Annotated in this window: 14 protein-coding genes; 9 read left to right on the top strand and 5 right to left on the bottom strand. The window is 61.7% G+C overall.

Going from position 1 to position 11115, the window contains the following annotated elements; genetic code table 11:
* On the top strand, nucleotides 1-182 hold a 182-nt coding region (locus Q1V60_RS13755), incomplete at its 5' end, for a hypothetical protein (RefSeq protein ID WP_300631212.1).
* 18 nt (nucleotides 183-200) lie between these two features.
* Here the strand turns inward: Q1V60_RS13755 and Q1V60_RS13750 are convergent.
* Together Q1V60_RS13750 and Q1V60_RS13745 are read right to left on the bottom strand one after the other, a co-directional pair.
* Nucleotides 201-554 carry a hypothetical protein gene (locus tag Q1V60_RS13750; RefSeq protein WP_300631210.1) on the bottom strand — a complete coding sequence of 118 codons (354 nt, stop codon included), beginning with the start codon at nucleotides 552-554 and terminating at the stop codon, nucleotides 201-203.
* A gap of 149 nt (nucleotides 555-703) precedes the next feature.
* On the bottom strand, nucleotides 704-1267 hold the full coding sequence (locus Q1V60_RS13745) for an XRE family transcriptional regulator (protein ID WP_300631208.1): 564 nt from the start codon (nucleotides 1265-1267) through the stop codon (nucleotides 704-706).
* Between the two features lie 93 nt (nucleotides 1268-1360).
* On the opposite strand from Q1V60_RS13745, the gene Q1V60_RS13740 reads away from it, so the two are divergent.
* The 7 genes from Q1V60_RS13740 (at nucleotide 1361) to Q1V60_RS13710 (ending at nucleotide 8572) form a co-directional block, all read left to right on the top strand.
* Nucleotides 1361-2290 carry a DMT family transporter gene (locus tag Q1V60_RS13740; RefSeq protein WP_300631206.1) on the top strand — a complete coding sequence of 310 codons (930 nt, stop codon included), beginning with the start codon at nucleotides 1361-1363 and terminating at the stop codon, nucleotides 2288-2290.
* Nucleotides 2291-2529: 239 nt separating this feature from the next.
* Nucleotides 2530-5454, top strand: a complete 2925-nt coding sequence (locus Q1V60_RS13735) for a monovalent cation/H+ antiporter subunit A (protein WP_300631204.1) — start codon at nucleotides 2530-2532, stop codon at nucleotides 5452-5454.
* Complete coding sequence (locus Q1V60_RS13730; RefSeq protein WP_003192163.1) at nucleotides 5454-5798, top strand: Na+/H+ antiporter subunit C; 345 nt, start codon at nucleotides 5454-5456, stop codon at nucleotides 5796-5798. The genes Q1V60_RS13735 and Q1V60_RS13730 overlap by 1 nt, the downstream gene beginning before the upstream one ends.
* On the top strand, nucleotides 5795-7477 hold the full coding sequence (locus tag Q1V60_RS13725) for a monovalent cation/H+ antiporter subunit D (RefSeq protein ID WP_300631194.1): 1683 nt from the start codon (nucleotides 5795-5797) through the stop codon (nucleotides 7475-7477). The genes Q1V60_RS13730 and Q1V60_RS13725 overlap by 4 nt, the downstream gene beginning before the upstream one ends.
* Complete coding sequence (locus Q1V60_RS13720; RefSeq protein ID WP_300631193.1) at nucleotides 7474-7962, top strand: Na+/H+ antiporter subunit E; 489 nt, start codon at nucleotides 7474-7476, stop codon at nucleotides 7960-7962. The genes Q1V60_RS13725 and Q1V60_RS13720 overlap by 4 nt, the downstream gene beginning before the upstream one ends.
* The gene (locus tag Q1V60_RS13715) at nucleotides 7959-8237 is read left to right on the top strand and encodes a K+/H+ antiporter subunit F (RefSeq protein ID WP_005789171.1); all 279 of its coding nucleotides are present in this window, start codon (nucleotides 7959-7961) and stop codon (nucleotides 8235-8237) included. Before Q1V60_RS13720 ends, Q1V60_RS13715 begins: the two co-directional genes overlap by 4 nt.
* Nucleotides 8234-8572 (top strand): Na+/H+ antiporter subunit G, encoded by a 339-nt coding sequence (locus Q1V60_RS13710; RefSeq protein WP_076950844.1) that lies wholly within the window; start codon nucleotides 8234-8236, stop codon nucleotides 8570-8572. Before Q1V60_RS13715 ends, Q1V60_RS13710 begins: the two co-directional genes overlap by 4 nt.
* 31 nt (nucleotides 8573-8603) lie before the next feature.
* Here the strand turns inward: Q1V60_RS13710 and Q1V60_RS13705 are convergent, their stop codons facing one another.
* The gene (locus tag Q1V60_RS13705; RefSeq protein WP_300631187.1) at nucleotides 8604-9059 is read right to left on the bottom strand and encodes a hypothetical protein; all 456 of its coding nucleotides are present in this window, start codon (nucleotides 9057-9059) and stop codon (nucleotides 8604-8606) included.
* Nucleotides 9060-9085: 26 nt separating this feature from the next.
* Here Q1V60_RS13705 and Q1V60_RS13700 point away from each other — a divergent pair, with 26 nt between their 5' ends.
* Nucleotides 9086-9415, top strand: a complete 330-nt coding sequence (locus tag Q1V60_RS13700; protein ID WP_300631185.1) for a helix-turn-helix domain-containing protein — start codon at nucleotides 9086-9088, stop codon at nucleotides 9413-9415.
* On the opposite strand, the gene Q1V60_RS13695 is transcribed toward Q1V60_RS13700, so the two are convergent.
* Complete coding sequence (locus Q1V60_RS13695) at nucleotides 9412-10194, bottom strand: SDR family oxidoreductase (RefSeq protein ID WP_300631183.1); 783 nt, start codon at nucleotides 10192-10194, stop codon at nucleotides 9412-9414. The genes Q1V60_RS13700 and Q1V60_RS13695 overlap by 4 nt on opposite strands.
* Nucleotides 10191-10595: a nuclear transport factor 2 family protein gene (locus tag Q1V60_RS13690; RefSeq protein WP_300631181.1), complete on the bottom strand. Its 405-nt coding sequence runs from the start codon at nucleotides 10593-10595 to the stop codon at nucleotides 10191-10193. Before Q1V60_RS13690 ends, Q1V60_RS13695 begins: the two co-directional genes overlap by 4 nt.
* Nucleotides 10596-11115: the final 520 nt, after the last annotated feature.

The raw sequence follows: 11115 nt of genomic DNA, 5'->3' as shown, positions 1-11115 counted from the left end.
ACCAACTGTTCGCAGTTGAGTTGGGAATTTGGCGGGCCATTGCTGTTTGCCGCAGCGAAGAAGCAGAGTGTATGAACAGTGTTGCACCATCAACAGTTGACGCCTTTAGCGAGACTGTACGCCGCAGCCTTTTTCAACTGGCAAACACTTTCAATACTCAAGGCAATGACCCCGAGTATTGAAAGTCACCGATTGAGAGCTTAAGGTCGATCCAGCACGGTATATCGACGCTCTGCAGAACTACCAATCACGTTCCCGTCGGCGTCCGACACAAAATAGCCGGTATCGACGGACGCTTCCTCGAATACGAGATTAAACTTTAAAGCAGCCTCGTACTGGGGCTGCACATCTTTAATCTCAATGGACGAAAACTCAGTTCCGTTCCCCTTTACGTAGCAATTAATCGTTTGCCCGACTTCCAGGCCTGGGTACGCAGCAACGACTACCTTACCCTTACCGTCGGTCACCTCGGGGTATTTGACACTATCCCCGCTAGACGGTGTGATTTGCGGAGCGAGGTACTGTTCATTAACAGATAAGTATCTTGAGTTCATTAGAGTTCTCTCCTTGGGAAGAAAAAAGCCACCCGAGACTTACTGCTCTGATATGAATAGTTCATTGAGTGGGGATACCGACTCTACCTCCGGGGCGCAGAACCCATAAGCTGTGAAATCTGACAGTTGACAGGTGCAGGTATCGACATTTAGATCACCACGTTTCTCACAAACCGAACTGCCACATCCCCTTCATTGCGATAAGCGTGAGGCTGGTGGCTGGGAAACATGAAGAACTCCCCGGCACCGATGGTGTATTCAGTGCTGCCTATCACTAGAGTCAAGCTGCCCTCAAAGACAAATAACTGCTCGCTCCAGCCTTCCAAGTCAGGGTCCGGGCAGTATCGGTCACCAGGTTCAAGCCGCCACTCCCATAACTCGACTTCGCGCCGCGCCGTGGCTTTGGCCAGGAGCACAGCCTTGCTGCCAACAATTTCGCCCGCCCAGGCCAGCTCATTGATACGGCTGTGGTCACGCACATCCGGCGCCTGGATCAGATCGCTGAACGCGACATCCAACGCTTCCGCCACCCGGTCCAGGGTGGACAGGCTGACGTTCTTTTCGCCGGCCTCGATGGCCACCAGCATGCGCCGACTGACTCCGGACTTTTCCGCAAGCGCGGTCTGGCTCAGGCCGGCGGCGTGGCGCAGGCGACGCACGTTCTGGCTGACGTGTTGCAGGACCGAAGCCCGATGTGGGTTTTCTTTGTGCACTATATTGCTCAATGGGTGGGTGTGCGCAGTATACTGCCCAGCGTGCGGCGCATTGTGCGGTCCGTGCCTTTCCCATGCAAGACCAGAGCCGCCATGACCACCCCGAACTCCCCTTCGCGTTTCAACCGCTTGAGCAAAGCCGAATGCATTCTGGTGGTCATCACCATGATTTGGGGCGGCACTTTCTTGCTGGTGCACCATGCCATGACCGTCAGCGGGCCGATGTTTTTCGTGGGCCTGCGCTTCGCGGCGGCAGCCATTGTGGTCGGCTTTTTCTCCCTGCGCACCTTACGCGACCTGACCCTGTTCGAATTGAAGGCCGGCGTGTTCATCGGCGTGGCGATCATGTTCGGCTACGGCTTGCAGACGATTGGCCTGCAGACAATCCTGAGCAGCCAGTCGGCGTTCATCACCGCGCTCTATGTACCGTTCGTGCCGCTGTTGCAATGGTTGGTGCTGGGCCGACGTCCAGGGTTGATGCCAAGTATCGGCATCATGCTGGCGTTTGCCGGGTTGATGCTGTTAACCGGCCCGGCCGGCGCGTCCTTGAATTTCAGCCCCGGTGAAATCGCTACGCTGATCGGTGCCGTGGCGATTGCCGCCGAAATCATTCTGATCAGTGCCTTTGCCGGGCAAGTGGATGTGCGTCGGGTGACCGTGGTGCAACTGGCCACGGCGTCGCTGTTGTCGTTCCTGATGGTGGTGCCGATGGGCGAGGTGTTGCCGGGCTTCTCGTGGTTGCTGCTGTTCAGTGCGGTGGGCCTGGGCTTGACCAGCGCGGTGATCCAGGTCGCGATGAATTGGGCGCAGCAGAGTGTTTCGCCGACCCGGGCCACCTTGATCTATGCCGGTGAACCGGTGTGGGCGGGCGTGGTTGGGCGGCTCGCCGGCGAGCGCTTCCCGCCGATTGCGATGGTGGGTGCAGCGCTGATCGTGCTGGCCGTCATTGTGAGTGAGCTGAAAACGAAGGGGCGCAAAGCGCTCGAACTGCAAGCTGAGGTCGAACAGAAGCAGCAGGGGTAAGCCCTGTCCCGGTCAAAAAATGTGGGAGCGGGCTTGCTGGCGAAGGTGCAATGGCAGTCAACTCGTTCCAACTGAACTGCCGCCTTCGCGGGCGATCCCACATTGGACAGGTAGCGCCTGTAAACAATGCGTAACACGAATTTTCAGCCAAGCTTGTAGGATCCTGCCACATCTTGACGTTTGGTGATCGAGAAAGCGGCACGTATGATGCATCCCAAACTCCCGCAGATTAGAAGCCTATGTCCCTGATAGTTCTACTGCTTCTGCCATTCATTGGCAGCTGTCTGGCGGCCCTGCTGCCGCACAATGCACGTAATACCGAATCCCTGCTGGCCGGCCTTGTGGCATTGGTCGGCACTATTCAAGTCGCCCTGCTCTACCCCCTGATCGCCCATGGTGGCGTGATCCGTGAAGAATTCATGTGGTTGCCCAGCCTCGGTCTGAATTTCGTGCTGCGCATGGATGGCTTCGCCTGGTTGTTCTCGATGCTGGTGCTGGGCATCGGTACGCTGGTGTCGCTGTATGCGCGTTACTACATGTCGCCGGACGACCCGGTGCCGCGCTTCTTCGCGTTTTTCCTGGCCTTCATGGGCGCCATGCTCGGCCTGGTGATCTCCGGCAACCTGATCCAGATCGTGTTTTTCTGGGAACTGACCAGCCTGTTCTCGTTTCTGTTGATCGGTTACTGGCACCACCGCGCCGATGCCAGGCGCGGCGCCTACATGGCGTTGATGGTCACCGGCGCGGGCGGCTTGTGCCTGCTGGCCGGCGTGATGTTGCTGGGGCATATCGTCGGCAGCTACGACCTGGACCAGGTGCTGGCGGCAGGCGACCAGATTCGCGCGCACTCGCTGTACCCGGTGATGCTGGCTTTGGTGCTGGTCGGCGCCTTGAGCAAAAGCGCGCAGTTCCCTTTCCACTTCTGGCTGCCCCACGCCATGGCGGCGCCAACACCGGTCTCGGCCTATCTGCACTCGGCAACGATGGTGAAGGCCGGCGTGTTCCTGCTGGCCCGCCTGTGGCCGTCGCTGTCGGGCAGCGAAGAATGGTTCTGGATCGTCGGCGGTGCCGGCGCCATTACACTCCTCCTCGGCGCTTACTGCGCGATGTTTCAAAACGATCTCAAAGGCCTGCTGGCCTACTCGACCATCAGTCACCTCGGGCTGATCACGTTGCTCCTGGGCCTCAACAGCCCGCTGGCTGCCGTCGCGGCAGTGTTCCATATTCTTAACCACGCCACCTTCAAGGCCTCGCTGTTCATGGCGGCAGGCATCATCGACCACGAAAGCGGCACGCGGGATATCCGCAAGCTCAGTGGGCTGGTGCGTCTGATCCCGTTCACCGCGACCCTGGCGATGGTGGCCAGCGCCTCGATGGCCGGCGTCCCGTTGCTCAATGGCTTCCTGTCCAAAGAGATGTTCTTCGCCGAAACGGTATTTATCTCGGCAACAAAATGGGTGGAAATCGCGCTGCCCGTGATCGCGACCATCGCCGGCACCTTCAGCGTGGCCTATGCATTGCGGTTTACCGTGGATGTGTTCTTCGGCCCGCCCGCTACCGACCTGCCTCACACCCCGCACGAACCGCCACGCTGGATGCGCGCGCCGGTTGAACTGCTGGTGTTCACCTGCCTGCTGGTGGGCATCTTCCCGGCCCAGATGGTCGGTTCGATCCTCGCCGCCGCCGCATTGCCCGTGGTGGGCGGCGCGCTGCCTGAGTACAGCCTGGCGATCTGGCACGGCTGGAACGCACCGTTGATGATGAGCCTGGTGGCCATGTGCGGCGGCGTGGTGCTGTACCTGATGTTGCGCAAGCAACTCAAGCGTGGCCGCTTCGTCTACCCGCCACTGATCGGCTACTTCAACGGCAAACGTGGCTTCGAGCGCTGCCTGGTCCTGATGATGCGCGGCGTGCGCCGTATCGAAAAACGCATCAGCACCAAGCGCCTGCAAACCCAATTGTTCCTGCTGGTGATCGTGGCGGTGATTGGCGCCATGATCCCGATGTTCAACAGTGGCCTGACCTGGGGTGACCGGCCGAAGATCCCCGGCTCCATCGTGTTCGTCACCCTGTGGCTGCTGGCGATTGCCTGCGCGCTGGGCGCTGCCTGGCAGGCCAAGTACCACCGGCTGGCAGCCCTGACCATGGTCAGCGTGTGCGGCCTGATGACCTGCATCACCTTCGTGTGGTTCTCGGCGCCGGACCTGGCGCTGACCCAACTGGTGGTGGAGGTGGTGACCACGGTATTGATTCTGCTCGGCCTGCGCTGGTTGCCGCGCCGGATTGAAGAGGTCTCGCCGTTGCCCGGCTCGCTGCGCAAGGCGCGCATCCGTCGCCTGCGCGACTTTCTGCTGTCCACCGTGGTGGGCGGCGGCATGGCGCTGTTGTCGTATGCGATGCTGACCCGCCAGACGCCCAACGACATCTCCTCGTTCTACCTTAGCCGCGCCCTGCCCGAAGGCGGCGGCAGCAATGTGGTGAACGTGATGCTGGTGGACTTCCGTGGCTTCGACACCCTCGGCGAAATCACCGTGCTCGGCGCCGTGGCGCTGACCGTGTACGCACTGCTGCGGCGTTTTCGTCCGTCGAAAGAAAGCATGGAACTGCCGCCCCAACAGCGCCAGCTTGCGCCGGATGTGGCCACAGATCTGGTCAACCCGCGCCAGGCCAGCGACACCGCCCTGGGCTTTATGATGGTGCCGGCGGTGCTGGTGCGCCTGCTGTTGCCGATAGCGCTGGTGGTGTCGTTCTACCTGTTCATGCGCGGCCATAACCAACCGGGCGGCGGCTTTGTCGCGGGGCTGGTGATGTCGGTGGCATTTATCCTGCAATACATGGTGGCCGGCACCCAGTGGGTCGAGGCGCAGATGAGCCTGAGGCCGATGCGCTGGATGGGCTTCGGCCTGCTGTCGGCGACCCTCACCGGGCTCGGCGCACTGTTTGCCGGGTACCCGTTCCTCACCACCCATACCTGGCATCTGAGCTTGCCGGTGTTGGGCGATATCCATATCGCCAGCGCGTTGTTCTTCGATGTCGGCGTGTACGCCATGGTCGTCGGCTCGACCCTGCTGATGCTCACCGCCCTCGGCCACCAGTCGGTGCGAGCGCATAAACCGAGCAACCAGCCCAAAGCTGTCGCCACCCCACAAGGAGCTGCCGCCTGATGGAAGAAGTCATTGCAATTGCCATTGGGGTCCTGGCGGCCTCCGGCGTCTGGTTGATCCTGCGGCCACGGACGTTCCAGGTGGTGATGGGCCTGTGCCTGTTGTCGTACGGGGTGAACCTGTTCATTTTCAGCATGGGCAGCCTGTTTATCGGCAAAGAGCCGATCATCAAGGACGGCGTGCCGCAAGACCTGCTCAACTACACCGACCCCCTGCCCCAGGCGCTGGTGCTGACGGCCATCGTGATCAGCTTCGCCATGACCGCGCTGTTCCTGGTGGTACTGCTGGCCTCCCGGGGCCTGACTGGCACCGACCATGTGGATGGCCGGGAGCCCAAGGAATGAATTGGGTCAATCAACTGATCGTTGCGCCGATTCTGCTGCCGCTGTTGACCGCGGCGCTGATGCTGATGCTCGGCGAGAAACGCCGCCCGCTGAAGGCAAAAATCAACCTGGTCTCGAGCATGCTGGGTTTGGGCGTCGCGGTCCTGCTGCTGTACTGGACCCAAAAAGGCGGCCCCGGCTCGATCGGCGTATACCTGCCGGGCAACTGGCAAGTGCCGTTCGGTATCGTGTTGGTGGTGGACCAACTGTCGGCGCTGATGCTGGTGCTGACCGGAATCATCGGCGTGAGCGCGCTGCTGTTCGCCATGGCCCGCTGGGACCGCGCGGGTACCAGTTTCCATGCGCTGTTCCAAGTGCAGATGATGGGCCTGTACGGCGCCTTCCTCACCGCCGACCTGTTCAACCTGTTCGTGTTCTTCGAGGTGCTGCTGGCCGCCTCCTACGGCTTGATGCTGCATGGTTCGGGGCGCGCGCGGGTGTCGTCGGGGCTGCATTACATCGCGATCAACCTGCTGGCGTCGTCGCTGTTCCTGATCGGCGCGGCGCTGGTCTATGGGGTGACCGGTACGCTGAACTTCGCTGACCTGGCGCTGAAAATCCCGCTGGTGCCGGAAGCCGATCGCGGCCTGCTGCACGCTGGCGCGGCGATTCTGGCCACCGCGTTCCTGGCCAAGGCCGGTATGTGGCCGCTGAATTTCTGGCTGGCTCCGGCGTACTCTTCAGCCAGCGCGCCAGTGGCGGCGATGTTCGCGATCATGACCAAGGTGGGCGTGTACACCGTGCTGCGCTTGTGGACGTTGCTGTTCTCCGGCCAGGCCGGCGCGTCGGCGTTGTTTGGCGGTGACTGGCTGGTCTACGGCGGCATGGCGACCATTGTGTGCGCGGCGCTGGCGATGCTCGCGGCGCAGCGCCTGGAACGCATGGCGAGCCTGAGCATTCTGGTATCGGCCGGCATTCTGCTGTCAGCGGTGGGCTTTGCCCAGCCGAGCCTCACGGCTGGGGCGTTGTTCTATCTGGTCAGCTCCACCCTGGCGCTGAGCGCGCTGTTCCTGCTGGCTGAATTGATCGAACGCTCGCGCTCGGCCAACGACCTGCCGCTGGATGAAGAGATCGACGCCCTGCCCAAGGCCATGGAATCCTTGCACCCACGGCCCGGCGTCAACCTCGACGATGAACAGAAAGCCGTGGTCGGCCAGGTGATCCCGTGGACCATGGCGTTTCTCGGCCTGAGCTTTGTTGCCTGCGCACTGCTGATCATCGGCATGCCGCCGCTGTCGGGGTTTATCGGCAAGCTCAGTTTGCTGCATGCACTGGTCAACCCGCTGGGCTTTGGCAATGCGGTGGATGAACCCATTCGGCCGGCGGCCTGGGGCCTGGTGACACTGTTGATCCTGTCGGGCCTGGCCTCGCTGATTGCGTTCGCGCGGCTGGGCATCCAACGCTTCTGGACCCCCGAAGAGCGCCCATCGCCCCTGCTGCGCCGCAACGAATGCGTGCCGATCTTCCTGCTGCTGGGCCTGAGCATCGCGCTGACCTTCAAGGCCGAGCCGTTGATGCACTACACCCTGGCCACCGCCAAGAGCCTGAACAACCCGGAAAGCTACGTCATGGCGGTGATGGCGACGCGCCCGGTGCCGAGCCCCGAAGCCAAGGCAGCCGACGCGGAGGTGCAACCATGAAGCGCCTGTTTCCGGCCCCGTGGTTATCGCTGGCCTTGTTGGGGTTGTGGCTGGTGCTGAACCTGTCCATGAGCCCCGGCAACCTGCTGCTCGGCGCGCTGCTGGGCATTCTTGCGCCGCTGATGATGGCGCCACTGCGCCCGCAACCGATCAGCCTGCGCCGTCCGGGCGTGATCCTGCGCCTGCTCCTGCTGGTGGGCCGCGACGTGATTGTCTCCAACCTGCAAGTGGCCTGGGGCGTGCTGACGTGCGGCTCACGCCCGCCGCGTTCGCGCTTTATCAAAATCCCCCTGGACCTGCGCAGCCCCAACGGCCTCGCGGCGCTGTCGATGATCACCACGGTGATCCCCGGCACCATTTGGTCCGAACTGGCGCTGGACCGCAGCATCCTGCTTTTGCACGTGTTCGACCTGGACGAGGAGGCACCGTTTATCGAGCACTTCAAAGCCACCTATGAGCGGCCCCTGATGGAGATCTTCGAATGAGCGCCCTGCTCTCCAATGCGATCCTGTTCAGCCTGTTCCTGTTTTCCCTGGCGATGGTGCTGACGTTGATCCGCCTGTTTAAAGGCCCGTCCGCCCAGGACCGGGTATTGGCGCTGGACTATCTGTACATTCTGGCAATGCTGATGATGTTGGTGCTGGGCATCCGTTATGCCAGTGACACCTACTTTGAGGCCGCGCTGCTGATCGCGCTGTTCGGCTTCGTGGGCTCGTTTGCCCTGGCCAAATTCCTGTTGCGTGGGGAGGTGATTGAATGATGCCGTTATGGATGGAAATCGTCGTCGGGTTACTGCTGGTCTTGAGCAGCGTGTTTGCGCTGATCGGGGCGCTTGGGCTGTTGCGCATGAAGGATTTTTTCCAGCGCATGCACCCGCCGGCGCTGGCCTCGACGCTCGGCGCGTGGTGCGTGGCGCTCGCATCGATTATCTACTTTTCGGTGCTCAAGTCCGGGCCCGTGTTGCACGGGTGGTTGATTCCGATTTTGTTGTCGATCACGGTGCCGGTCACCACGCTGCTGCTTGCGCGAACGGCCCTGTTCCGCAAGCGCATGGCCGGTGACGATGTGCCCGCAGAGGTCAGCAGCCGCCGCTGACCCCGGCCTCCCGCCGTTCTAGCTTATGTGCTCACACCGGAATGCACTGCTGGCGCCCTGGAAGACGGGTGGAACCCAGCACATGTGTTGCCACCAGCAGATAAGCGGCCTCTTCAGACGACATGAACGCCATGCCTTCCATCAGCTCGAAGGCGCGCGTGCCGATACGGTTGACGGCGTCCTGCACCGAGAAGCGCGTGGCCTGAGCACGCGCCAGGTCCGCGCGCAAGAATCGGTTTTCATCTATCGACGTGGCCAACCCCTGCAACGCCATCCTCGCCCAGTGCAGATCGATCAGCAGCAGCGCCCGATCCTGCGATGAACCTCGCCGCCAATGCGCGAAATGACCGCCGCCATCATCGACCGGGTTTCGCGGCCCGGTTAAACTCCGAGCGCACAACGCCCGCGACGGTAGCGGGCGTTTTTTATGCCTGATGTAAAAATGTGCGATTGGTGCCAAGCGTTGGATCGTATTCGTGTCGCCCATTTTCGCCACCTTCCAGGAATCGAGCGATGAGTAAAGCCTACACCCCCGCCACGGCCGCAGCCGACGTCGAAACCACCCTCGCCTGGCTCGGCGGGCGCTGGAAGCTGATCATCCTGTTCCACCTGTTCGGTGGCCAGGTACAGCGCTATTCCGACCTTGAGCGGCTGATCCCGGATATCTCGCAGAAGATGCTTGCCCAACAATTGCGCCAGCTCGAAGCCGACGGCCTGGTGCACCGCACGGTCTACCCGGTGGTGCCGCCCAAGGTCGAATACCGCATGACCGAGTGGGGCCAGAGCCTGTGCCCGGTGCTGGACGGGCTGCTCAAATGGCAGGCCGCCAAACCCGCGAGCTAGACCGTAGGCACCGTGCCGCCGTCGATCACGTACTCGGTGCCGCTGATCGAAGCGGCGCGCGGCGATACGAGGAAGGCGATCAAGTCGGCCACTTCCCCAGGCTTGGCCGGGCGCCCGAGGGGAATGCCGCCCAGCGCCTGCATGATGATCTGCTTGCCGCCTTCGTAATCCGTACCCGCTTCATCCGCCAGTCGCTCCGCCAGCGCGACCGCCGCATCCGTTTCCACCCAACCCGGCGACACGCGCACCACCCGCACCCCCTTGGGCGTCACTTCTTTGGACAGGCTCTTGCTGTAGGTCGCCAATGCCGCCTTGGCAGCGGCGTAGGCCGTGGTCGATTCGGGCAATGGCAACACCCTCTGGATCGAGGTGACATGAATAATCACACCCGCTCCACGCTCGACCATTCCCGGCAGCAACGCCCGGTCCACCCGCACGGCCGCCATCAGGTTCTGGTTCAGCGCACTCATCCATTGCTCGTCGTCCAGCACCGCAAACCCACCGCCCGGCGCGCTGGAGCCGCCGAGCACATTGACGATGATATCCACGCCGCCGAACCGATCCTTCACCGCCTCGGTAGCACTGGCACAACCGGCGGCGGTGCCCAGGTCAGCGGCGATGAAATGCACGCCTTCGGGCGTCGAATCCGCCGCCGAACGCGCGGCCGAAATCACCTGGACGCCTTGCTCATGCAACACGGCGACCACGGCGGCGCCGATACCTTTGGTGCCACCGGTGACCAGCGCGCGAAGGCCTTTCAGGCCGAGATCGAAGCTCATACTCCGATCTCCAGCGCGGCAATCCTGTCGCCTTCCAGGCTGAAGCCATATCGCAGGTCCAGCGGGCTTCCAGGGAAATTCCCCACCAGATGACTGGTCACCAGGGTTTTACCGCCCAGAGATAACGCTGCCGTCTGGCAAACTCGGTTCAACGCCGCGTGGCGGCTCGACCAGCAAGCAGACGAAGCAGAGGGCAGCTCTTCACAGGCAAAGGGTTCGCTGGTGTAGCTGTACTTATCATCGCTGCCGGCCTTCCAGGCCTGGATAGCCGGCAAACCGACATAAGTGCGGCCTTCGTCCCTTACCACCGCGTCGGCGGTGAAACACTCGCTGAAATCACCCGACTTGGCGGCGTCGGCGGCGAAGTAACGGGCGATGGCTGGGGGAAGCGCGAGGGTCATGGCGGGTACTCCTGAATGTTCAATAGGTCTTCAGGATAGAAACCGCCGGGACTCGCCACAAGAACGCACAAAAAGGTAATGGGCTTACTGCAAAGTAAGCCATTGGATTCACGGGCCGGCCCGGACATCGAAGTAGGCACATTCCCTGTGGGAGTTCCCACTACCTCTTCGACGTAGCGCTGTCGCGCAGCAAACTGGGACTTCTGTGGCGAGCGGGCTTGCCCCGCGTTGGGCTGCGCAGCAGCCCCAAAGCAGACGCAGAGGTATGCCTGATCCACCGCATCGTCTTGACTGGGGGCGCTTCGCACCCCAACGCGGGGCAAGCCCGCTCGCCACAGGAGTGCGGTCGACTGAAATGGCTTATGCAAGATTCAAGATTTCAGGTGAATCCTTACCCATGTAAAATCAATGAGTTATTTTAAGTTTGATAAGAGCTGGCTTGCCTGCGATGGCGGAGTGTCAGTTACCGAAAATGCTGACTGATCCAACGCCATCGCAGGCAAGCCAGCTCCCACATTTG

The organism is Pseudomonas sp. (genome assembly GCF_030147005.1).
GTDB lineage: Bacteria > Pseudomonadota > Gammaproteobacteria > Pseudomonadales > Pseudomonadaceae > Aquipseudomonas.
This window is presented reverse-complemented; position numbering and strand designations above follow the sequence as displayed.